Raw genomic sequence first — 21750 nt, 5'->3', positions numbered from 1 at the left:
ATGCCGAGCAGCATGGCGGCCTCGTGCAGCGCGAACTGCCGCCCGATGCAGGCGCGTTCGCCGGTGCCGAAGGGCTTGAAGGCGTGCGGGGAGCGTGCCTCCTCCGGTACGGCGTCGAACCGGGCCGGGTCGAACAGCTCCGGGTTGTCGCCCCAGCAGGCGTCGCGGTGCAGCATCGGGGTCGACACGAAGACCGTCTCCCCGGCGCGCAGCGGGATCCGCCCGCCGAGGAGGGTGTCCTCGCGGGCCTCGCGGCTGAAGGCGGGGGCGGTGGGCCACAGCCGCAGCGCCTCGTTGAGCACCTGCCGGGTGTACTTCAGCCGCCCGACGTCCTCGTACGAGGGCTCCGGGTCGGCCTGGTCGCCCCAGAGCGCGTCCACCTCCCGCTGCACCTCGCGCAGTACGGCCGGGTTCTTGACCAGGTAGTACAGCGCGAAGGACAGCGCGCCCGAGGTGGTCTCGTGGCCGGCGATCAGGAAGGTGATCACCTGGTTGCGGATGTTCTCGGCGTCCAGCCGGGAGCCGTCGGAGGGGCGCACCGCGCCGAGCATCAGACCGAGCAGGTCCTCGGCCGGGCCCCGGTCGTCCTCGCCCGCGCGGGCGGCGATCACCTCGTCGACCACGGCGGCCAGGTAGTCGGCGTCGGCCTGGAAGGCGGCGTCGCGCTCGGTGTGGTCGAGGTCCGGGTCGCGGGTGAACTTGGTCATCGCCCATTCCAGGCAGCGCACCATGGCGTCCACGAACGGGTGCGGCTCGTCCCGCTCGAAGGAGCCGAAGTCGAAGCCGAACCCGGCCAGCCCGATGGTGTCCAGGGTCATCCGGGTCATGTCGCCGGGCACGTCCACCGGCAGCCCGGCGCGCTCACGGCGGTCCCAGGAGTCCACCAGCCGGCGGGCGACCTTCAGCATCACCGGGTGGTAGGTGCGCATCGAGCCGAGCGCGAACGCGGGCATCAGGATGTCGTGCGCCCGGGCCCAGTTGGGCTCCTCGTTGTAGGCGGTGAACAGGCCGTCGCCGGTGAACCGACGGACGTTCTCCAGGCCGGGGCCGATCGACTTGGTGAACCGGGTCTCGTCGGCCAGCTCCTCGACCAGCTCCAGGCCGGTGACGATCAGCGTGTCCCGGCCGTGCAGCCGCTGGACGAAGGCCGGGCCGTGCGCTCTGGCCAGTTCCATGGTCCGCAGCATCGGGGCGGCGAGCGGCGGCGCCGAGGAGATGTCGATCAGGGGCACGGTCGCGGCCGCTCCCCCGGTCCCGGCATCGGCCTTCGGGTCGGTGACGGTGTCGGTCATGGTGGTCCCTCCCGCAGCGGAAAAGTTCGGCTCCCCCCACTCTGCGGCCACCGGGAGGGCGAGCCCACCGTGATCACTACATGATTGTGTAGTACCCGGGACATCCGCGGACTTGCCGACGAACCGTCAGCACTGCCTCACGCGTGCGGATGCCACGGGGAGGGACGAATGGACGTGCGACCGACCGAGGGCTGCGGCCCGGCGCCGGGGAGCCGGCAGGACGCGGCGGTGATCTGGCGCAACCGGGCACTGCGTCTGCTGGACCACGTGCCGTTGCCGATCGCGGTGGTCGAGTTCGGCGGCCGGACCCTGATCGTCAACCGCGCGATGGCGGCCGAGTTCGGGCTGCTGCCGGGTCAGTTGCGCAACCGGAAGATCCTGGAGTTCTTCACCCTGCGGGACAGCGACACCCTGCAGGCGCTCGCCGAGGCGGTCCGGATGCACCGCCGCTCGCAGTACCCGGCCCGGGTCTCCTGGACGCCCGTCGACGGCCGCGAACGGCACGGCGAAATGACCGTCGACCTGGTCAGCGACACCCCGGAGCAGACCCCGAACCTGCTGCTCTCGCTGCGCACCGTCGAGGCCCTCCGGGAGGTGCCGGAGCCCGGCCCGCGCACCGAGGTCAGCCCGGTCGAGGTCCGGATCCTCGCCGCCGCGGCCCGGGGCGCCACCACGGCGCAGATCGCCCGGGAGATCGGGATCACCCCGGACGGCGTCAACTACCACCTCGCCCGGCTCTCCCGGCGCTGGCGGGTGCCCAACCGCACCGCCCTGGTCGCCCGCGCCTACGCCACCGGCGTCCTGGCCGCGGGCAGCTGGCCGCCGGCACCCCCGAAAGACTGATGGTACGTCAAATATGTTGACACCGAAGCGAATCCGGACCACATGGCCGGGTGACGGCACGCTTCTGCCCCGGCACCCGTGGGCAGCCTCCCCCGGCGGGCGCCCAGCGAGAGAAGGGCGGCATGCGCCAGGACCGGGCCGACGAGCACCGGCCGAAGACCGCGCTCGTCGTCGCCGCCGCCGACCGGCCCGGTGGTGGACGTCGGATGGCGGGAACGACGGCCCGCGGCTGGAGGTGCTGCGCCTCAACCCGGGCCTGCCGGGCATCCGCTACGACCGTGCGCACGTCCTCGCCGGGCACCGGCCGGAGGCGTACGGCGAGGTCGCGGGCCGCCCGGAGCCACCGGAGGGAGACTTCTTCGCCCCCGTGCCGCCCGGCCCCGTCGCGGTCGCTTCAGGCGGGCGCGCAGCGCAGCGCCGCCCACAGGTCGAGCCGGTCCTCCAGCTTCAGCAGGCTGCGGCCGGTGAGTTCCTCGATCCGTTTGATCCGGTAGTGCACCGTGTTGACGTGCAGGTGCAGCGCCTCGGCCGTCCTGGACCAGGAGGCGCTGTGCCGGAGGAAGGCGTCCAGGGTGTCCAGCAGGGAGACGGTGTTGGCCCGGTCGTGCTCGATCAGCGGCGCGAGGACCCGGCGGCGGAACTCCGTGGTGATCTCGGCGGGGACGCCCCGGAGCAGCGTTGCGAGGGTGGTGATCCGCGAGCAGCGGCCGACGGCCCCGGGCGGTTCGACGTCGATCGCGAAGCGGGCCCGGACGAGTGCGGCCCGGAGCGCGTCGGCGGCCGGTTCGACGGTGCAGCCGATGCCCACGCGCAGCCGCCGCCCGCCGGGCAGTCCGGCTTCCAGGCGCGGGAGGGCGCGCTGCAGGGTCTGCGCGACCAGGTCCTCCGGGGCCGGGGAGAGGGCCGCCGCGCCGCCGTGGCCGTCGGGGGCGGCGACGAAGGGGACGGGCGCCTCGCGGCGGCCCGTCGGCAGGTCGTGGAGGGCCTCGGCGAGGGCCGCGGCCGTCCAGGTCGCGGGGACGCCGTCGATCCGGGCGGCGACCGCGGTCAGCTGCCGCTGCGGGGGCAGGCCGGAGAGGGCGAGTGCGCGTTCGGCCTCCGCTTCGGCGTCGGCGCCGGAGTCGAGCAGTTCGACCAGCCGGGTGCCGGTCTGCCGCTGGGCGGTGGCGGTCGCCCGGTCGCGGGTGGCGAGCGGGGTGAGCAGTTCGGCGAGGCCGTGCAGCATGGCGGTGGCGGTGGGGCCCGGTTGGCCGTGCGGCCGTAGCAGCCAGCCGTCGAAGGGCGAGTCGCCGGGCGGGCCGACCGGGAAGGCGGGCGCCGCGGTGCGCACCGGGAACGGCGCCGGGGCGAACGCGGGGGCGGGCACCGGGGCGGACCCGGATCCGGATGCCGGCGCGGACTCCGAGGAGGCCAGTACCCGGCCGGAGCCCGTGGTCAGGGAGCACTCCGGCAGTCCGAGGTCGGCCACGGCCCGCTCCAGGAGGTCGTCCAGGGAGGCCTGCGCGCGCAGCAGCTGGGTCAGGGCCCGCCGGGCGGCGGCCGGGAGGGCCGCCTGCCCTTCGGCGTGCGCCTGGAGGTCGCCCCACAGCCGCAGGTAGACGCGGTCGGTGACGGAGCGGAAGCTGGTGCCGGCCGGCACCGACAGCAGGGGGACGCCGTGCCGGCGGCAGGCCTCGACCAGCTCCGGCGGGACGGTGCCGTGGGTGCCCTCGCCGGCGAGGAGCGCCGCGACCTCGGCGGTGCGCAGGGAGTTGGCGAAGCGCATCGCCGCCTGGCCCTCGTCCGGCCGCCACCAGACCAGCCCGGAGAGGACCAGTTCGCCGCGCTGCAGGTAGCGTGCCGGGTCCTGCAGGTCGGTGGAGGTCACGCCGGTCACCTCGCGGTCGAGCAGGTGGGGGCTCGCCCAGGCGACCTCGATGTGGAGGTCGTCCAGCTCCAGGAGGTCTCCGACGATCATGTTGTGCTCCTTGTGCGCCATGCGCGAACGGTGGCCTCGCACATGCGATGGCTGACGCGTGTCAGGCATCGTAGACACAAGGAGGAAGGTGCGGTTCCCCTCTTGTGGGATCGCCTGACGGCGGGGCCGCCGGCCGGGCCCCGGTCCGGTGCTCCCGACAGTGGACCGCCGCCCGGTCACGGCGTCGCGGGCCTCCGGCGGTGCCGGTCGAGGGCCCGCCAGACCTTGTCCCGCAGGAACGGCGCCTCGGTGAAGCGGATGCCGGTGGCGTCCCGCAGGGCGTTGGCGAAGGCGGGCGGCACCGGGTTGAACGGGCTCTCCGACATCGACTTGGCGCCCAGCGGCCCGATCGCGTCCGAGGTCTCCGAGAAGTGCACCTCGGTGCGCGGCACGTCCGCGAACGCGGGCAGCCGGTAGCGGCGGAACGCGGCCGTGGTGACTTCGCCCCGGCCGTCGACCAGGACCTGTTCGAACAGCGTGGCGCCCAGGGCCTGGGCGACGCCGCCCTCGACCTGGCCGCGGCACTGCAGCGGGTTCATCACCTTGCCGGCGTCGGCGCCGTGGACGCTGCGCAGGATCCGGATCTCGCCGGTGTCCGGGTCCACCGCGATCCGGAACCACTGGGAGTTGAAGGCGACCGAGCGCGGCGAGCCGCCGAAGTGGCCGTCCGCGCTCAGTTCGACGCCCCTGCCGCGGGCGGCCTCGAAGACCTCCTTCAGCGGGACCGTGCGCCCGTCGCACTCCACCGCGTCCGCGGTGAGGCGCAGCAGGCTGCGCGGGGTGCGGGCGTACTCCGCGGTGAAGGTGAGGAGCCGTTCGGCGAGCGCGTCGGCGGCCCGCATCACGGCCTTGCCCGCGACGACGGTGCCGGCCGAGCCGAAGGCTCCGGTGTCGTGCCGGACGACGTCGGTGTCGGACTGCCGGATCGCGATCCGGTCCACGGTGGTGCCGAGAGCCCCGGCGGTGATCTGCTTGTGCACGGTGGTGGTGCCGTTGCCGAACTCCGCGGTGCCCACGGCGAGGTCGTACGTGCCGTCCTCCAGGAGCTTCACCGTGGCGTCGGCGATGTGGCCGCCGGGCGGGCCGCAGGCGATCGCCGCCATCGCGAAGCCCTGGCCCACCAGCCAGCCCTCGGGGGCGAGTTCGGCGCTGGTGTCGTTCGCGAGGGCGGTCCGGACGACGCCGAGGCACTGGTCGAGGCCGTAGCTGGCGATGTGCAGGTCCTCCTCCTCGCCGAGCGGGCCCGCCATGTGCTCGCCCGGGCCGATGACGTTCCGCTCGCGCAGCACCAGCGGGTCGACGTCCAGCCGCCGGGCCAGCTCGTCCATCGCCGACTCCAGGGCGAAGGTGACCTGGCCGAGGCCGTAGCCGCGGAAGGCCCCGGCCGGCACGGCGTTGGTGTAGACGGAGTACGCGTCGACCTTCTTGTGCGGCGCGCGGTAGACGCCCATCGACTCGCCGACGCTGTGGAACATCACGGCCGGGCCGTGGTTGCCGTACGCGCCGGTGTTGGCGACCACCCTGAACCGGACGGCGGTCAGGGTGCCGTCGCGCTTGGCGCCCAGCTTGACGGTGATCGTGAACGGGTGCCGGGTGGTGGCGCCGTGGAACTGCTCGGCGCGGGTGAACTCCAGCTTCACCGGCCGGTGCAGCCGCATCGCCGCGAGCACCGCGATGTCCTCGGTGAGCATCTCCTGCTTGCCGCCGAAGCCGCCGCCGACCCGGCCGGCCACCACCCGGACCTGCCCCATCGGCAGGTCGTACAGGTCGCACAGCGCCCGGCGGGTGAGGAAGGGCACCTGGGTGGAGGACCGGACCACGATCCGCTCCTCCCCGGTCTTCTCGGACTCCTCGAAGTACACGACGCAGCCGTGGGTCTCCAGGCTGGCGTGCTGCACCCGCTGGGTCCGGAAGGTCTCCTCGTAGACCACGTCCGCCTCGGCGAATCCCCGTTCGACGTCGCCGAGTTCACCGTGTGCCTCGCCGCAGACGTTGTTCCCGGCCCGGGCGATCCGGGACTCCGGGCCCTTCGGATGGATCACCGGGGCGCCCGGCGCCATCGCTTCCTCCGGGTCGATGACGTACGGGAGTTGCTCGTACCCGACGACGATCCTCCGGCAGCCCTCCTCGGCCGCGCCCTCGCTCTCCGCCACCACCGCGGCGACCCGCTGGCCGACGAAGCGCACCACGTCGTCCAGCACGCGGGTGTCGTCCGGGTCCTCGGTGGGGTGCTCGTGCCGGGCCGAGGAGTAGAGCCGGTCGGGCGCGTCCTCGTGGGTGAACACGGCGACCACGCCGGGCACCCGCAGGGCCGCCGAGGTGTCGATCGAGACGATCCGGGCGTGCGGGTGCGGGGACCGCAGCAGCTTCATGTGCAGCAGGCCCTCGACCGCGAGGTCGAAGGTGTAGCGGGCGGTGCCGGTGACCACCTGGGGACCGGCCGGGGCGCCGAGGCTGCGGCCCACGGCCTGCCCGGCGCAGGGCGACTCGGTGTGCTTGACGCCCCGGATCGCGTCCTCGATCGCCCGGTAGCCGGTGCAGCGGCACAGGTTGCCCTTCAACGCCCGCGGCAGGTCCGCGCGTTCGTCCTCGCCGAAGCCGGCGGCGGAGGTGGTCATCAGCATGCCGGCCGTGCAGAACCCGCACTGGAAGCCCTGGGCGTCCAGGAACCGCTGCTGCACCGGGTGGAGCTCGCCGTCCTTCGCCAGGCCCTCCACGGTGGTGACGGCGCGGCCCTCCGCGCGCAGCGCCGGGTAGAGGCAGCTGTGCACCGGCTCGCCGTCGACCTGCACGGTGCAGGCGCCGCAGTCGCCCGCGTCGCAGCCCTTCTTCACCCCGAACCAGCCGCGCTCGCGCAGGTAGGTGCGCAGGCACTGGCCGGCGCGCGGCTCCGCGTCGAAGTCCTCGCCGTTGACCCGGACCGAGAAGCTCATCGGCCGTCCTCCCCGTTCTCGTGGCGCGCACCGGCGAGTTCGCCGCGGATCTCCTCCGCCAGGCGGAAGGTCATGTGCCGCCGCCAGGCCGGATGCCCGTGGATGTCGTCGTAGTACTCCTGCGGCTCGATCCCGAACCCGATCGCCTCGCGCACCGCCGCCGCGTTGGGCGGCAACGGGAAGCGCAGCCGGACCGGGCGCACCGTCGAGGCGGTCACGGTCAGCACCCGCTCGCCGTCGAACGGGTCGAGCGTGCCGATGAGCAGCGCGGCCGAACGGCCGAGCCCGTGGAGGGAGGCCTGTCGGAAGGCGGTCCGCCGCTCCAGCGCCCGGGCGGGCAGGACGACCGAGCGGAGCAGTTCACCCGGGCGCAGGTCCTTCACCCCGGCGCCGACGACGAAGTCCTCCACCGGCAGCTCGCGCACGGCGCCGTCCTGGGAGAGCAGGGTGCAGACCCCGTCCAGCGCGGCGGTCAGCGAGATCATCGGCCCGGCCGGCAGCCCGTTGCACAGGTTGCCGCCGACGGTGGCCATGTGCCACACCTTCCAGGAAGCGAGAAAGGCGCGGCAGCACTGTTCGACGAGCGGGGCGGCGGGCCGGTCCAGGGTCAGGGCGAAGCGCGACAGCTGGGCGATCGTGCAGGTCGCCGCGATCTCCAGGTCGCCGGCGGGCGTCAGCCGCACCGGCTCCCAGCCCATCCGGCTCAGGTCGATCAGCCGGCGGATGTGCGGCTGCGGCTCGGAGAAGAGGTACGTCCCGCCGCCGAGCCACGCGTCCCCCGGGCGCCAGGTCCCGCGCTGCCGCGCGTCGCGCAGTTCCACCACCGTGTTCAGGTCCACGTTCCGCCACCGTCCTCGACTGCTCGATTGACCGACACGGCGATTGAAGCAACGCGCCACCGGGCGGAACGAGTGGTCGCCCGCACCATCCCGGGGCGGCCGGACTGGGTGATCGACCAGCGCATGGACATGACGCCGCGCCGGCCGGGACCGCCGGCCCCGGCCCCGCGGCGGTCGGGGACCGGCGGGCGGGAACCGGCGGGTTGGGCCGGCGGGTGGGGCCGGAGTGGCGGGCAGGGAACGGGGAGCGACGGGCGGGCCCGACGGGAGTGCTCAGTCCTCCGGCTGCCGGACGGCCTCGATGAACCCCGCGACGGAGGAGCGCGACAGCGGCCGGCCGTACGTCTCCGCCAGGCGCTCCAGGAGGGTGATCCCGGTGCTCCAGCCGTGCCGGTCGAGCCACTCGTGGGTGTCGGGGCCGAGCCCGCCGCGCCACAGGTCGGTGATGTGGGCGACCGCCGGGTCGTGCGGGGTGGTGCCGACGTCCCGGCCCTTCTCCAGCAGCAGCCGGCTGCCGGGGGCGGCCAGAGCGGCGACGGCCGTGAGCAGTCCGGCGGCCTCCTCGGGCGTGAGGTAGACCAGCAGGCCCTCGGCCAGCCAGGCCGAGCGGCGCGACGGGTCGAAGCCGGCCGCGACCAGGCGGGCGGGCCAGTCCCGGTCCAGCAGGTCGGCGGGCAGGGTGGTGCGGCCGCTCCTCGGCACGGCGCCGAGTCCGTCGAGGACCTGCTCCTTGAAGTCCAGGACCGGGCCCAGGTCGAGCTCGAACACCCGGGTGCCGGCGGGCCAGTCCAGCCGGTAGGCGCGGGTGTCGAGGCCCGCCGCGAGCAGCACGACCTGGTCGGCCCCGGCGGCGAGGAGGCGGTCGTCGTAGAAGCGGGTACGCAGGACGCCCTGTGCGGCCAGGGCCTTGGCGAAGCCGCCGGCCGGGCCGGTGGCGGGCAGCGGGACCTCTGCGGCCGTGACGAAGGCGGCGGCGTACGGGTCGACGAAGAGCGGGTCGGGGCGGGAGCTCTCGTAGGCCCGGACCAGGGCGACGGACAGGGCGGTGCGGGACACCGGGCTGAGCGGTTCGGTGGTCGTCATGTCCGCAATCTACATCGCTACCGATGCATCGGTGAAGATGTATTCTGCCGCCATGGACGGCGTGCAACTCCTCAGACTCGGCAAGCGCTTGACCGAACTCGGCCGCGCGATGATCACCGACCCGGCGTCCGCGCACCTCACCGCCGCGGAGATCGCCGTGATCGCCGACGTGTACCGCCACCCCGCCACCTCCGTCCAGGAGATCCGGGTCCGCACCGGCTTCGCCCAGAGCCACGTCTCCGGCTCCGTCGCCCGGCTGCGCGAGGCCGGCCTGCTCGACGCCGCCGCCGACCCGGCCGACGGACGGCGCACCCTGCTGACCGTCTCCGAGCGCGCCCGCACCGCCGTGCGCACCCACGTCGCCCGGCCCGCGGAGCCGGTCATCGCGAAGGCCGTCCCGGACCCGGAACAGGCCCGCCGGGTCACCGAACTGCTCGACGAACTCGCCGTCCTCCTGCTGCCCTGACCGGCGGACCGGCCCGTCGCCGCACCGGCCCGCCGGCCCGCCGGTCCGCCGGCCCGCCCGGCAGAACTTCCACAAGCGCGTCACAAGCGGGCCGGGCCCCTCCCCCGCCCGCCCGCGTCCTGGGATCATCCCCGCGGGGCCTCGGGGAGCTGCCCGGGGACGCGATCGTGGGGGTTGCGATGGAGACGTGGATGAGGGACCCGGGGGCACCCGGCGGATCCCGGCCGGACACCGGAGCGGGTGTCCGCGTGCTCGCGCGGGGAGTACTCGTCCTGGCGGGGCTGGCCGTCACCGCCCTCGGCTTCGCCTGGTTCGTCGACACCTACGACCGGACGGTCGCCTACCGGCACGCCCCGGTGTGCGCCACGGCGGCCGCCGCACCGGGCACGGACTGCGTGCGGCACGAGACCGGCAGGGTGACGGCGGCGAGGGCCCTCGACGAGGACGCCCGCGAACTGCGGATCGCGCGCGAGTCCGCGCCCACCGACAGGTACGAGGTCGGCAAGGCCTTCTACGAGGCCGTGGAGATCGGCACGGACGTGGACCTGACGGTCTTCCGGGGCCGGGTCGCCGAGGTCTCCTACCGGGGGCACCGCGCGGCGAACCCGATCCGGCCCTGGCAGACCAGCGTCAAGGTCGCGCTCCTGGTCGCCGCAGGCTCGGCCCTGACCGTCCGCGGCGCGTCCGGGCCGCGCCGGAACGCCCGGCGCGTCATCCTCGCCGGCGCCGGCTGGGTCGCCTTCCTGTCCGCCCTCGGCGGCTTCGCCGTCCTGTCGTCGCAGGGGCCGTTCGTCGTCTCCCTCGGTGTCCCCCTCCTCGGCTGGCTGGGCGCGACCGCCATCACCACGCTGATCGCCGTCACGGACGACTGACGCCCGGTGCCCGCCCGAGGCCCAGGCTCCGGCTCCGGCCCCAGCCCCGGCCGGAGTTCCACAACTGGGTGACAAGAAAGCCGAGTTGCTCCCACCGGCGGCCACCTCCCTGGAATCATTCCTGCTGGGCACCGGGGAGGTGCCCGGGCCGCGATCGAGGGGGTTGCGATGAACGCGCGGATCGAGGACGCGAAACCGGTCGGTCGACTCCGGCGGGTCGGCGCGCCGGTCCTCCACGGGCTGGCGCGGGGCCTGCTCCTCCTCACGGGGCTGGCCGTCACCGTCCTCGGCTTCACCCGGTACGTCGACGCGTACGACGGGGTGGGCGCCCCCCGGCACGCCCCGACGTGCGGAACGGCAGCGGCGGCACCGGGCGCGGACTGCCTGCGGCACGAGACCGGCAAGGTGACGGCGGGTCGCGTCGACAACAGCAACGACGCCCCCGGCCACTGGCTGACCGTGGCCCGGGAAACGGCGGGCGAACACGAGTACCCCGTCGGCAAGGCCTTCTACGACGACGTGGAGGTCGGCACGGACGTGGACGTCACGGTCTTCCGGGGCCGGGTCGCCGAGGTCTCCTACCGGGGGCACCGCGCCCGGAACCCGAGCACGCCCTGGCTGGCCTCCACCGAGATCGCCCTCCTGGTCGGCCTGGGATCGGCCCTCACCGCCTACGGCCTGACCCGCGCGCGTCCCGCCACGGAGGCGACGCCCGTCGGCATCGCCGCCTTCATCACCTTCCTGTCGTTCTTCGGCAGCCTCGTCCTCGTGTCGACGCAACTGCCGCTCGCCGTCACCCTGGCCGTCCCCGCCCTCGCCTGGCTGGCCCTGACCGCCGGGAGCACGGCCGCCGCCCGCAACGGCTGACGCACCGGGCGCCCACCGGCCCGAGGTGCACAGCTGCGTCACAAGTGGGCCTGATCACTCCCGGCACGGACCGGATCCCTGGAATCATCCCCGGTGGGCATCGGGGAGGTGCCCGGACCGCGATCGAGGGGGTTGCGATGAACGCGCGGATCGAGGACGCGAAACCGCCCGGCCGCCGGCCCCGGGTCTCCGGAAAGGTCGTCGCCCGCGTCCTGGCTCGGATCCTGCTCGTGGTGGCGGGCCTGTCCACCGTCGTCGCCGGGTTCGGCTGGTTCCTGGACACCTTCCACGCGGTGGACGCCTACCGCTCCGCACCGCAGTGCGGCACGGCCGCCGCCGCACCGGGCGCGCCCTGCGTGCTCCGCGAGACCGGGAGGGTGACCGCGCGGTCCACCTCCACCAGCGACGACTCCGTCTCCTACCACCTGAGCGTCGCCCGGGAGACGGCGCCCGACGGCTCCTTCTCCGTCGGCAAGGCCTTCTACGACGACGCCCGCGTCGGCACGACCGTGGACCTCACGATCTGGAACGGCCGCGTGGTCGAGGTCTCCTGGCACGGGCACCGCGCCCCGACGCGCGACATCCCCGCCCTCGCCGCCCTCAAGCTCGCCGGCCTGATCGGCGCGGCGTCGGCCGTGCTCGTCCACGGGCTGGCCTGGCCCCGCCTGGGGGCGGCGGCGGTGGCGCCGGCGGCCGGCTTCGTGATCGCCGTCTCCGCCTTCCTCGGCAGCGTCATGCTCTTCGCCGCCCAGTGGCCCATGATCATCACCCTGGGCGTCCCCGTCCTCGGCTGGCTGTTCGTGATCGTCATCGGCACCTCGATCGCGCACGAGATCTGACCCCTTCCCGCGGCCGGGGCCGGTCCGCCCCGGGCCGGGCTTCCACAACTTCGGTACGGCCGAGCGGGGTTGCTCGACCGTCGGCCGCCCGTGCTGGAATCATCCCGGGGGCACGGGGCACCGGGGAGGTGCGCCGGGAACACGATCGACGGGGGTGCGATGAAGAAGCGGATCGAGGACGAGGGGCGGTACGGCGGAACCGGGTGGGCCACCGGGCCGGTCGGCCGGTGGCTGGCCCACGGCCTGCTCGTGGCGCTGGGCCTGGCCGTCACCGCCCTCTGCTTCCGGTGGTACGTGGACACCGACCGGGAGGTGAACGCCCACCTCACCGCGCCGACCTGCGGCACGGCGGCCGCCGCACCCGGCGCGGACTGCCTGCGCCACGAGAGCGGGAAGGTGCGGTCCAAGAACGCCCGCGAGAGCAACGACTCCACCATCTGGGAGCTGACGGTGTCCCGGGAGTCCGCGGCCACCGCCACGTACTCCGTCGGCGAGGCGTTCTACCACGACGTGGCGGTCGGCACGGACGTGCAACTGGCGCTCTGGCGGGGCCGGGTGGCCGAGGTCTCCTACCACGGGCACAGCGCCGAGAACCGGAGCCGGCCCTGGCTGGCCTTCCTCGGGGTGGCCCTGCCGGCCGGCCTGGGATCCGCCCTGACCGCCTGCGGCCTGGCCCGGCCGCGCCGGAACGCCGTGGCGGCCTCCGCCGTCGCCTCGGCCACGGCTTCGATCTGGACCGCCGTGTTCGCGTTCTTCGGCGCCTCCGCCCTGCTGTCCGGCCCCGTGCCCTTCGTCATCGCCGTGGGCGTTCCCGCCCTCGGCTGGCTGGCGATGACCGCCGTGGCCACGGTGTACACCGCGGCCGCCGCCGACTGAGGGGCCCGAGTCGCCGCAGGTACCGGACGGTGCGGCGGACCCGGCACCGGACCGACCGCGCCGACGGCCCGCGGATCAGCGGTGGGATACTGGACCGGACGATTCCGCGGGTGAGGGGTGACGCATGAGCGGCAGACTGCGGGTGCTGCGGAAGCAGAACCGGCTCAGCCTGGAGGCGCTCGCCGAACAGGTGGGCGTCACCAAGAGCTACCTCTCCAAGGTCGAGCGCGGCCTCAGCGACCCGTCGATCTCGACCGCGCTCAAGCTCGCCCACGCCCTCAACGTCGATGTCGGCCGGCTGTTCTCGGACGAGGTGGAGCCCGAACTCGTCACCGTCGTCCGGGCCGGCGAACGCACCCCGATCGCCGACGGGGCCGGCCCCGGCACCCCGCACTACGAGGGCATCGCGACCGGCCTCAGCGGCAAGCGGATGGTGCCGTTCGTGATGTACCCGCCGACCGACGCGACCGGATCGGCCTACAAGTCCCACGCGGGCGAGGAGTTCCTGTTCGTCCATGCGGGCACGGCGGAGCTGGAGTTCCCCGAGCGGACGGTGCGGCTCGGCCCCGGGGACAGCGTGTACTTCAACTCGGCGCTGCCGCACCGCTGCCGGAGCACCGGCGCGGAGCCGGCCGAGATCCTCGTGGTCATCCACGACGACCCGGCCGGCCCCTCGGAACGGGTCCCCACCCTGCCCTGACGCACGACGGGACCGCAGGGCCCATAGCGTCGCGGGCCCACCGGGTCACGGGGGGCACGCGCTCAGCGGTCCGCGCCCGCCTCGGCGAGCAGTCCGGCCAGTTGCTTCGTCCGCTCCTCGTCCAGCGGCAGCAGCGGGTGCCGGGGCTCCCCGACGTCCAGGCCGCGCAGGGCCAGGCCCGCCTTGACGGTGGTCGGCAGGCCGCCGCCGAGCAGGAACTGCAGCACCGGCAGCTGCCGGTAGAACACCTGGCGGGCCGCGTCCAGGTCGCCGGAACGCACCGCCCGGTACAGCTCCAGGGTGAGCTCCGGGACCACGCAGGGCGCCGCCGTGCACCAGCCGGCCGCGCCCGCCGCGAAGGCCTCCAGCGCCAGCGGGTTGGAGCCGTTGTAGAACGGCAGTGCGCCGTCGGAGAGTTGGGCGAGCCGGTGCATCCGCTGGATGTTGCCGCTGCTCTCCTTGACCATGGTGATGTTCTCGACCCGATCGACCAGTCGGTGCAGCAGCTCCGGCGGGAGGTCCACCCCGGCGGTGGCCGGGTTGTTGTAGACCATCAGCGGGATGCCGATCGCGCCGGCGACCTCCTCGTAGTGCCGGGTGATCTCCCGCTCGTCCAGCTTCCAGTAGGACAGCGGCAGCACCATCACCACGTCCGCGCCGACGTGTTCGGCGTACCGGGCCCGGCGGACGGCGCTGCGGGTGGTGAGGTCGGCGATGCCGACGACGGCGGGCACCCGGCCGGCCACGGCGGAGACCGCGGCCTCGGTGACGTCGAACCACTCCCGGTCGTCGAGGTAGGCGCTCTCCCCGGTGGACCCGAGCGGGGCGATCGCGTGGCACCCGGAGGCGATCAACCGGTCGATCAGCTCGGCGAGCCGCCCGAGGTCGGGGCTGCCGTCGGTGCGGGAGAACGGGGTCACCGGGTAGGCGATGATCCCTTCGAGGGCGGTCGCGGGCATCTCAGGAGTCCTTCCGGGCAGGGGCGGGGGTGGTCGGGCCCTGGAGGCCGGGCGCGCGGTCCACGGCGTCGCCGTGCCCCGCCCGCAGGGCCCGGCGGGCGTAGTAGGCGAAGTTCGCCTGGCCGCGCTTGGGGGTGGAGATCCAGTCGTGCGCCTCCTGCGCGAGCAGTCCGGGGATCTCCCGGATCTTCCCGGCGGCGCTCGCCAACAGCTGGAGCCGGGCGGCCCGTTCGAAGAGCAGGGCCAGGGTGCAGGCCTCCTCGACCGTCCCGGTGGCGACCAGCTGGCCGTGGTGCGCCAGCAGGAGCGCGCGCTTGTCGCCGAGGGCGGCGGCGATGGTCTCGCCCTCCTCGTTGCCGACCGGGATGCCGGGCCAGTTCTCCAGGAACGCGCAGTCGTCGTACAGCGGGCAGGTGTCCATGTGCGAGACGACCAGCGGGGTCTCCAGCATCGACAGCGCGGAGATGTGCAGCGGGTGGGTGTGGATGATGCAGTTGACGTCCGGTCGGGCCCGGTAGACCCAGCTGTGGAAGCGGTTGGCCGGGTTGGCCATCCCGTCGCCCTCCAGGACGTCGAGGTTCTCGTCCACCAGCAGCAGGTTGGATTCGGTGATCTCGTCGAAGCCGAGTCCCAGACGCTGGGTGTAGTAGGTGCCGGGGCGTTCGGCGCGGGCGGTGATCTGCCCGGCCAGACCGGAGTCGTGTCCGGCGTCGAACAGGATGCGGCAGGTCAGGGCGAGCTTCTGACGCACCGTCCAGCCGCTGTCGGGGATCGCGGACCGCATCCGGCGGTGGGCGAGTTCCACCAGTTCGGACTTGCCCGCCTCGAACGTGTCGGCCATGCCGTGGTTCTCCTTCACTTCCCGGGGGTGCCGGCCCCGCCAGGCGCCCGACGGCGCGCCTCGCGAGGACACGATGTTCACCATAGGACACAACGTGTCCTTCGTCGACCGTCGGCACCGGTCCCGGCACAACGACAGGACGGCGAGGCGGCCGCGCAGCAGCGCGGAGCCCTCGGCCGGGTCGCCGAGCTCGGCGAGGGTGGCGATGGTGGCGACGACGTCGCGGGCGAGCCGCTCCGGATCGGCCGGGACATGATCCGACGGTTCGTCAGAATCACTTTCCTGCAGTGGAGTTGACGCAGCGGTCCGGATCGCCAGGACACCCCGTCGACGACACCAAATCCCCCGCACTTCAGCACAGTTGCCGCCCTGACCCCCGGGCGGGGAGCGGTCGGCCGCGGATCCGCGCAGGTGACGGCCCGGGAGCGGAGGCGACTGGTCCGATCGTGCGACGACGGGGGCGCGGCGCCGGTACGGCTCCTCCGGTGCCGGACCGGTCCCCTAACGTGGGGCGCGACGGCTCCGCCCCACGGCTTCGCGCCCGGCGCGGGGGTGGAGACCAGGGCCGGCGTCCATCACCGCCACGGCCCGCGCGAGGCCCCGGGGAACGTCGGGCCGAGGAGGAACGGTTGCGGGTGGTTTCCCTGGAGACGCAGCGGTCGCACCTGCCACTGCTGGTCCGGTACGGCCACCGCTCCTGGCTGGTGCCCGCGGCGCTGCTCGCCGCGGTGGTCGGTGTGGACGCCGCGACGCCGCCCGCCTTCGCGTCCGTCAGCTGGCTGGTCCTGGTGCCGGTGATCGCCGCCGGCCTCTGCGGTCCGCTGATCTCCTCGGTGTTCGCCGCGCTGGCGATCGCCGCCTGCCCCGCGGTGGACACCATCTGGGGCAAGTCCCAGGGGATCGAGGACTTCCTCCTGGTGATCGCCGGGGCCGCCCTCGCGGTGCCGCTCAGCATCTACCGTGCCCGGGCCGCCGTCTACGTCCGCCACCTGCAGGGCACCGCCGAGACCACCCGGCAGGTGGTGCTGCGCCCGGTGCCGCCGGGCTGGGGCGGCGTCGACTCCGCGGCACGCTACCTGTCGGCGGACGTCGAGGCCCGGGTCGGCGGCGACTTCTACGACGTCCTGGCCACCCCGTACGGCGCGCGGGTCGTCCTCGGCGACGTCCAGGGGAAGGGGCTGCCGGCCGTCTCCACCGCGGCGGCCCTGGTCGGCTGCTTCCGGGAGGCGGCGTACCACGAGGAGGACCTGGCCACCGTCGCGTCCTGGCTGGAGGAGCGGCTGCACCGGCAGAACGTGCTGTCCGTCCGGCTGGGCGCGCAGGACGAACGGTTCACCACCGCCGTCGTCATCGCCTTCCCCGAGGACGCGCCGGACGAGGTCGAGGTGATCAACTTCGGCCACGACAGCCCCCACGTCGTGGGCCCGGCCGGAGTGCGGCAGCTGCCGCCCGGCAACGGCGCACCGATCGGCCTCGCCCACCTGGCGGGTGGCCTCCCGCCCGTCCGGCGGGTGCGCCTCGGCCCGGACGAGACCGTGCTGATCGTCTCCGACGGGGTGACCGAGGCCCGCGACCGGCAGGGCGCCTTCTTCGCCCTGCGCACGCACCTGGACCGGCTGGCCGGCACGCCCGCGGCGGCCGACCCGCAACGGCTGGTGGACGACGTCGCCGACGCCGTCGTCCGGCACACCGGCGGCCGGCTGACGGACGACACCGCGCTGCTCGCCGTCCGGCGGCCCGCCAGGGACGCACCGCGTTGAGCCCCGCGGCGAGCCCGGTCCCGCCCGGTCCGGAACGATCCGGGCCGCCCGGGCGCGGCTGCTCCCGCGCGGACCGCCCCGGCCCGGATCCCCCTGCTCCGACACCCCTGGGAGGCAGCACATGACCGATGCCGTCGTCGTCGGCTCCGGGCCCAACGGCTTGGCCGCCGCCGTCACGCTCGCCGAGCACGGGCTGGCGGTCACCGTGCTGGAAGCCGCCGAGGAGATCGGCGGCGGCGCCCGCAGCGGCGAGACCACCCTGCCCGGCCTGCTGCACGACCACTGCTCGGCGGTGCACCCCTTCGGCGTGGCCTCCCCCCTGCTGCGCTCCCCCGACCTCGCCCGGCACGGCCTGGAATGGCTCTGGCCCGACGTCGACCTGGCCCACCCGCTGGACGGCGGGGACGGGGCCGCCGCCGGGCGCCCGCTCCGCGACAGCGCACGCGCCCTGGGGCCCGACGCCGACGCCTGGCTGCGGGTGTTCGCCCGGCCGAGCGGCCGCTTCGACGACCTGGCCGGGGACGTGCTGCGCCCGCTCCTGCGGGCGCCGCGGCACCCACTGCTGCTCGCCGACTTCGGCCGCCTGGCCGTCCGGCCCGCCACCCGGCTCGCCCGGCGCTGGCGCACCGAACGGGCCAGGGCCCTGTTCGCCGGGGCCGCCGCGCACGCCTTCCAGCCGCTCCACCGGCCGCTGACCTCCGCCGTCGGCCTGCTGCTGCTCGCCGCCGCGCACCACCGCGGCTGGCCGGTCGCCCGCGGCGGCTCCGGCCGGATCACCGCGGCCCTCGCGGCGCGGCTCGCCGAACTCGGCGGGCGCGTCGAGACCGGGCACCCGGTGCGCTCGCTGGCCGGCCTGCCACCGGGCGCACTCGTCCTGCTGGACGTCGCCCCCGGCGCGGCGGCCGACCTCTGCGGTGACCGACTGCCCCCGCGGGTACGGCGCGCGTACCGGCGCTGGCGCTACGGGCCGGCCGCCTTCCGGATGGACTTCGCGGTGGCGGACGGCGTCCCGTGGCAGCACCCGGACTGCCGCCGGGCCGGGACCGTCCACCTCGGCGGCACCCTGGAGGAGGTCGCCCACGCCGAACGGGAGACCGCCCGCGGCCGGATGCCCGCACGCCCCTTCGTGCTGGTGGCCCAGCAGTACCTCGCCGACCCGGGCCGCTCACACGGCGACGTCCACCCCGTGTACGCCTACGCCCACGTGCCGCACGGCTACGCCGGGGACGCCTCCGGGGCCGTGCTCACCCAGCTCGAACGCTTCGCCCCCGGTTTCCGGGACCGGGTCCTGGCCACGACCACCGTCCCCACCCACCGGCTGCCGCGCCACAACCCCAACCTCGTCGGCGGCGACATCGGCACCGGCGCCAACACCCCCCTGCAGACCGTCCTGCGTCCGCGCCCCGCCCTCGACCCGTACGCCACCGGCATCCCCGGCGTCTACCTCTGCTCCGCCGCCACCCCGCCCGGCGCCGGCGTCCACGGCCTGTGCGGGGTGCACGCGGCGCGGTCGGCCCTCCGGCACCTGGGGATCGCACTGCTGCGCTGAACGGTCGCTGCACCGAACGGCCGGTCCGCCGAACGGCCACCCGGTGCTCGCGGCGGCCACGACACCGAACGGTCATGGCGTGGCTGCGCCGCGCCCGGCGGTGCGTGCGGCAAGCATGGGTCCGGGCCCGTCCCTCCGGTCGGCTGCCCCGGCCGGAGGCCCGGCCGCCCCCGTCCCCCGACGAAAGGCGCCGTGCCGATGGACCGCTCCGCCGGGAACGCCCGCCCGCCCGGCGGCCCGTGGCCGCTCGTCGCGGCCCTCGCGGCGTCGCTGTTCACGGCGCTGACCGTGCTGCTCGCCACCCGTGGCTGGGCGCCGTTCCCCTTCGAGCGGGCCGCCGTCGACTGGAGCGTCGCCCACCGGCCGTATCCCGCCCGGAGCGCGGCCGTCGCGCTCACCCGGCTCGGCTCGGGCCCGGTGCCCTACCTCCTCGTGCTCATCGCCGGGGCCGTCACCTTCAGGGCCGCCGCCGTGCCACGGGGCCGGCGCCGCGCCGCCCTGCAGCTGACCGCCCCGGTGCTGTGGCTGATCGCGGGCCAGCTGGTGCGGCTGGGCGTGATGCACGCCTGCGCCCGGCCCCGGCCGCCACAGACGGACTGGGCGACGGACGCGTCCGGGTTCTCCTTTCCCTCCGGGCACTCCTTCACCTCCGCGGTCAGCGCCGGACTGCTCGCGCTGGCCGTGGCCCGGGCCCACCCGGCGGCGGCCCGGGAGGCGACCGCGGGCGCGGTCCTGTTCACCGTCGCGATCGGCCTCAGCCGCGTGTACCTCGGGGTGCACTGGCCGCTGGACGTCCTCGGCGGCTGGCTCCTCGCCCTCTGGTGGCTCGCGGTCGGCGCCGTGGTGCTGCGCCCGCTCCAACGCGCCGCGCCACCCGTGGCCGCGCCACCGGCGGCCGCGCCGGAGCCCGGCGGTCGGTGAGCGCTCAGACCGGGGGCTGCGGGCGGGTCAGTCCGCGGTCGTAGGCGAAGATCACCGCCTGGACGCGGTCCCGGGCGCCGATCTTGCCCAGCACCCGGCTGACGTGCGTCTTGACGGTCGACTCCGCCAGCACCAGGCGCTGGGCGATCTCGCCGTTGGTCCAGCCCTGGGCGATGGCGACCAGGATCTCCCGTTCGCGGTCGGTGAGCGCTTCGAGCCGGGGGTCGGCGGCGGGCGCCACGCCCGCCGGGCGGACCGGGAGCCGGTGGGCGTAGGCGTCGAGGAGGCGCCGGGTGATGGCCGGGGCGACGACGGCGTCGCCCTCGGCGACGGAGCGGATCCCGGAGAGCAGTTCCTCGGGGCGGGCGTCCTTCAGCAGGAAGCCGCTGGCGCCGGCGCGCAGCGCGGCGTGGGCGTACTCGTCGAGGTCGAAGGTGGTCAGCACGAGGATGCGGGAGCGGCCGCCGCCGGCGACGATCCGGCGGGTCGCCTCGATGCCGTCCATCCCGGGCATCCGGATGTCCATCAGGACGACGTCGGGCCGCAGGTCGGCGGTGAGCCGGACGGCCTCGGTGCCGTGGGCGGCCTCGCCGACGACCTCGGTGTCGGGCTGGCTCTCCAGCAGCATCCGGAAGCCGTAGCGCTGGAGCGGCTGGTCGTCCACGATGAGGACGGTGGTCACGTCGGGCCGCCTGTCGGGTCGGGGGTGAGGTCGAGCACGGCCTCCACGGTCCATCCTGCACCGGGACCGGGGCCCGCCGTGACCGAGCCGCCGTACAGGGCCGCGCGTTCGCGGATGCCGGCGAGGCCGTGGCCCTCGCCGCCCGGGTGCGCGGGTGTGCCGGTGCCGGGGGGCGGGCCGTTGTCCTGGACGCGGACCCGCAGCCGGTCGGCGCCGGCGGTCAGGGTGACGTGGGCCCGGGTGTCGGGGCCGGCGTGCTTGAGGGTGTTGGTGAGCGATTCCTGGACGATGCGGTAGGCCATCAGCTGCATGCCGCGGTCGAGGCGGTCGAGGTCGCCGCCGGCCGTGTACACCACCTGCGGTCCGGCGGCGCGGATGCGGGCGCACAGCCCGTCGAGGTCGGCGATGCCCGGCTGCGGCGTGAACTCGGCGGTCTCGTCGCCCTGGTCGCGCAGCACGCCGAGCATGCGGCGCAGTTCGCCGAGGGCCTGGCGGCTGGTGTCGCCGATCAGCAGCAGGGCTTCCCGGCCGCGTTCGGGGGCGGCCTGGGCCGCGTACGCCCCGCCGTCGGCGAGGGTGACGATGACGGACAGGTTGTGGCCGATGATGTCGTGCATCTCGCGGGCCACCCGGGTGCGCTCGGTGGCCGTGGCGAGCCGGCTGCGCTGGTCGCGCTCGATCTCCAGGCGGGCCGCGCGTTCGCGCAGTCCGGCGAGCTGGGCGCGGCGGATGCGGACCGCGATGCCGAGCGCCACGGCCGCCGTCGCGGCGCTGAACAGGAAGAACAGCGCGTCGCCGACGGGCAGGCCGCCGTCCGACACGGCCGCGGCGACCACCGCGACGGCGCCGACCATGGCCGCGCACGACCAGGCCAGGTGCCGCAGCCTGCCGTGCAGGGCCAGGCTGTAGAGCGCCACCAGCAGGGCGACGTCGGCGCGCAGGCCGACGTTCATCGACCACTGCAGGACGAACACCGCCATGATCGCGACGAACGCCGCCGCGGGCCGGCGGCGGCGCCACAGCAGCGGGACGACCAGGCCCGCCTGCAGCGCCAGCGTCCCGGGCAGCGGCAGCCGGGTCAGGACGATCCGGTGCTCGCGCGGCCCGTCGTCGCCGTGCCCGTGGAGGAGGTCGGGCAGGCAGAACAGCAGGACGACGGCCGCGACCACGGCGGCGTCCAGCACCCAGGGGTGGTCACGGTCCGCCTGCCGCACCCGCTGGCCGATCCGGGCCAGACGGGCGAACAGCGGACCGGACAGGACCTCGGCCCCGGTGGACGGGCCCGTGGAGGTGGCGTACTCGCTCACCGGTGGCACCTCCCTCATCGGTGTGTGCGCTTCACGCTCATCGGTCTGTGCGCTTCACGAACGTGGAGTGGGGGGGGGGCGGGGGGGGAGGCCCCGCCCCCCGCGCGGGGGGGGAGGGCGGGATAAAAAAACATCAAAACAAACACCACACAAAGGCGAAAGAG

The 21750-nt window shown here is 74.9% G+C and carries 19 protein-coding genes; 10 read left to right on the top strand and 9 right to left on the bottom strand.

Going from position 1 to position 21750, the window contains the following annotated elements:
* On the bottom strand, positions 1 to 1292 hold a 1292-nt coding region (locus tag ACFV04_RS30425), incomplete at its 3' end, for a cytochrome P450 (protein WP_380533882.1).
* 168 nt (positions 1293 to 1460) lie between these two features.
* On the opposite strand from ACFV04_RS30425, the gene ACFV04_RS30420 reads away from it, so the two are divergent.
* Positions 1461 to 2135: a LuxR C-terminal-related transcriptional regulator gene (locus tag ACFV04_RS30420; protein ID WP_380533880.1), complete on the top strand. Its 675-nt coding sequence runs from the start codon at positions 1461 to 1463 to the stop codon at positions 2133 to 2135.
* 394 nt (positions 2136 to 2529) lie between these two features.
* Here ACFV04_RS30420 and ACFV04_RS30415 read toward each other — a convergent pair whose 3' ends face one another.
* From ACFV04_RS30415 to ACFV04_RS30400, 4 genes are all read right to left on the bottom strand, one after another.
* Positions 2530 to 4113, bottom strand: coding sequence for a PucR family transcriptional regulator (locus ACFV04_RS30415; RefSeq protein WP_380533878.1), 1584 nt, complete (start codon positions 4111 to 4113; stop codon positions 2530 to 2532).
* Positions 4114 to 4268: 155 nt separating this feature from the next.
* Positions 4269 to 7025, bottom strand: coding sequence for a molybdopterin-dependent oxidoreductase (locus tag ACFV04_RS30410; RefSeq protein ID WP_380533876.1), 2757 nt, complete (start codon positions 7023 to 7025; stop codon positions 4269 to 4271).
* Entirely contained in the window at positions 7022 to 7864 is an 843-nt protein-coding gene (locus tag ACFV04_RS30405; protein ID WP_380533874.1) for an FAD binding domain-containing protein, read from the bottom strand. The genes ACFV04_RS30410 and ACFV04_RS30405 overlap by 4 nt, the downstream gene beginning before the upstream one ends.
* Before the next feature lie 273 nt (positions 7865 to 8137).
* Positions 8138 to 8947 carry an SAM-dependent methyltransferase gene (locus ACFV04_RS30400; protein ID WP_380533872.1) on the bottom strand — a complete coding sequence of 270 codons (810 nt, stop codon included), beginning with the start codon at positions 8945 to 8947 and terminating at the stop codon, positions 8138 to 8140.
* Between ACFV04_RS30400 and ACFV04_RS30395 the strand changes: the two genes are divergently transcribed.
* The 6 genes from ACFV04_RS30395 to ACFV04_RS30370 all read left to right on the top strand — a co-directional run bounded on the left by ACFV04_RS30395 (position 8946) and on the right by ACFV04_RS30370 (position 13567).
* Positions 8946 to 9413, top strand: coding sequence for a MarR family winged helix-turn-helix transcriptional regulator (locus ACFV04_RS30395; RefSeq protein ID WP_380348427.1), 468 nt, complete (start codon positions 8946 to 8948; stop codon positions 9411 to 9413). The two genes, ACFV04_RS30400 and ACFV04_RS30395, sit on opposite strands and share 2 nt — an antisense overlap.
* A gap of 191 nt (positions 9414 to 9604) precedes the next feature.
* On the top strand, positions 9605 to 10285 hold the full coding sequence (locus tag ACFV04_RS30390; RefSeq protein ID WP_380533870.1) for a hypothetical protein: 681 nt from the start codon (positions 9605 to 9607) through the stop codon (positions 10283 to 10285).
* A gap of 168 nt (positions 10286 to 10453) precedes the next feature.
* Positions 10454 to 11152, top strand: a complete 699-nt coding sequence (locus ACFV04_RS30385) for a hypothetical protein (RefSeq protein WP_380533868.1) — start codon at positions 10454 to 10456, stop codon at positions 11150 to 11152.
* A gap of 137 nt (positions 11153 to 11289) precedes the next feature.
* Complete coding sequence (locus ACFV04_RS30380) at positions 11290 to 11991, top strand: hypothetical protein (RefSeq protein WP_380533866.1); 702 nt, start codon at positions 11290 to 11292, stop codon at positions 11989 to 11991.
* Positions 11992 to 12150: 159 nt separating this feature from the next.
* On the top strand, positions 12151 to 12867 hold the full coding sequence (locus ACFV04_RS30375; protein ID WP_380533864.1) for a hypothetical protein: 717 nt from the start codon (positions 12151 to 12153) through the stop codon (positions 12865 to 12867).
* Positions 12868 to 12991: 124 nt separating this feature from the next.
* Positions 12992 to 13567, top strand: a complete 576-nt coding sequence (locus ACFV04_RS30370) for an XRE family transcriptional regulator (RefSeq protein WP_360267915.1) — start codon at positions 12992 to 12994, stop codon at positions 13565 to 13567.
* Between the two features lie 62 nt (positions 13568 to 13629).
* On the opposite strand, the gene ACFV04_RS30365 is transcribed toward ACFV04_RS30370, so the two are convergent.
* Positions 13630 to 14526, bottom strand: a complete 897-nt coding sequence (locus tag ACFV04_RS30365) for a dihydrodipicolinate synthase family protein (RefSeq protein WP_380533862.1) — start codon at positions 14524 to 14526, stop codon at positions 13630 to 13632.
* A gap of 1 nt (position 14527) precedes the next feature.
* Positions 14528 to 15367, bottom strand: coding sequence for an aldolase (locus tag ACFV04_RS30360; RefSeq protein ID WP_380348415.1), 840 nt, complete (start codon positions 15365 to 15367; stop codon positions 14528 to 14530).
* 635 nt (positions 15368 to 16002) lie between these two features.
* Here ACFV04_RS30360 and ACFV04_RS30355 point away from each other — a divergent pair.
* From ACFV04_RS30355 to ACFV04_RS30345, 3 genes are all read left to right on the top strand, one after another.
* Positions 16003 to 17127: a PP2C family protein-serine/threonine phosphatase gene (locus ACFV04_RS30355; protein ID WP_380348457.1), complete on the top strand. Its 1125-nt coding sequence runs from the start codon at positions 16003 to 16005 to the stop codon at positions 17125 to 17127.
* A 121-nt stretch (positions 17128 to 17248) separates the two neighbouring features.
* A complete protein-coding gene (locus ACFV04_RS30350; RefSeq protein ID WP_380348413.1) occupies positions 17249 to 18676 on the top strand; it encodes a phytoene desaturase family protein in 1428 nt (475 codons plus the stop codon).
* A gap of 198 nt (positions 18677 to 18874) precedes the next feature.
* Positions 18875 to 19597: a phosphatase PAP2 family protein gene (locus ACFV04_RS30345; RefSeq protein ID WP_380348411.1), complete on the top strand. Its 723-nt coding sequence runs from the start codon at positions 18875 to 18877 to the stop codon at positions 19595 to 19597.
* Between the two features lie 4 nt (positions 19598 to 19601).
* Here ACFV04_RS30345 and ACFV04_RS30340 read toward each other — a convergent pair whose 3' ends face one another.
* Together ACFV04_RS30340 and ACFV04_RS30335 are read right to left on the bottom strand one after the other, a co-directional pair.
* Entirely contained in the window at positions 19602 to 20279 is a 678-nt protein-coding gene (locus ACFV04_RS30340; RefSeq protein ID WP_360267933.1) for a response regulator transcription factor, read from the bottom strand.
* Complete coding sequence (locus ACFV04_RS30335) at positions 20276 to 21586, bottom strand: sensor histidine kinase (RefSeq protein ID WP_380348409.1); 1311 nt, start codon at positions 21584 to 21586, stop codon at positions 20276 to 20278. The genes ACFV04_RS30340 and ACFV04_RS30335 overlap by 4 nt, the downstream gene beginning before the upstream one ends.
* Positions 21587 to 21750: the final 164 nt, after the last annotated feature.

Source organism: Kitasatospora sp. NPDC059599, assembly GCF_042735125.1.
Taxonomy (GTDB): domain Bacteria; phylum Actinomycetota; class Actinomycetes; order Streptomycetales; family Streptomycetaceae; genus Kitasatospora.
Note: the sequence above shows the minus strand (reverse complement) of the source record. Positions and strands in the feature narration are given on the sequence as shown.

Bases quoted from the DNA above. Each gene is read 5' to 3' on its own strand.
- ACFV04_RS30365 (WP_380533862.1), bottom strand. From the start codon at position 14,526: ATGCCCGCGACCGCCCTCGAAGGGATCATCGCCTACCCGGTGACCCCG.
- ACFV04_RS30390 (WP_380533870.1), top strand. From the start codon at position 9,605: ATGAGGGACCCGGGGGCACCCGGCGGATCCCGGCCGGACACCGGAGCG.
- ACFV04_RS30345 (WP_380348411.1), top strand. From the start codon at position 18,875: ATGGACCGCTCCGCCGGGAACGCCCGCCCGCCCGGCGGCCCGTGGCCG.
- ACFV04_RS30350 (WP_380348413.1), top strand. From the start codon at position 17,249: ATGACCGATGCCGTCGTCGTCGGCTCCGGGCCCAACGGCTTGGCCGCC.
- ACFV04_RS30395 (WP_380348427.1), top strand. From the start codon at position 8,946: ATGTCCGCAATCTACATCGCTACCGATGCATCGGTGAAGATGTATTCT.
- ACFV04_RS30385 (WP_380533868.1), top strand. From the start codon at position 10,454: ATGAACGCGCGGATCGAGGACGCGAAACCGGTCGGTCGACTCCGGCGG.
- ACFV04_RS30410 (WP_380533876.1), bottom strand. From the start codon at position 7,025: ATGAGCTTCTCGGTCCGGGTCAACGGCGAGGACTTCGACGCGGAGCCG.
- ACFV04_RS30400 (WP_380533872.1), bottom strand. From the start codon at position 8,947: ATGACGACCACCGAACCGCTCAGCCCGGTGTCCCGCACCGCCCTGTCC.
- ACFV04_RS30415 (WP_380533878.1), bottom strand. From the start codon at position 4,113: ATGGCGCACAAGGAGCACAACATGATCGTCGGAGACCTCCTGGAGCTG.
- ACFV04_RS30360 (WP_380348415.1), bottom strand. From the start codon at position 15,367: ATGGCCGACACGTTCGAGGCGGGCAAGTCCGAACTGGTGGAACTCGCC.
- ACFV04_RS30370 (WP_360267915.1), top strand. From the start codon at position 12,992: ATGAGCGGCAGACTGCGGGTGCTGCGGAAGCAGAACCGGCTCAGCCTG.
- ACFV04_RS30375 (WP_380533864.1), top strand. From the start codon at position 12,151: ATGAAGAAGCGGATCGAGGACGAGGGGCGGTACGGCGGAACCGGGTGG.
- ACFV04_RS30420 (WP_380533880.1), top strand. From the start codon at position 1,461: ATGGACGTGCGACCGACCGAGGGCTGCGGCCCGGCGCCGGGGAGCCGG.
- ACFV04_RS30380 (WP_380533866.1), top strand. From the start codon at position 11,290: ATGAACGCGCGGATCGAGGACGCGAAACCGCCCGGCCGCCGGCCCCGG.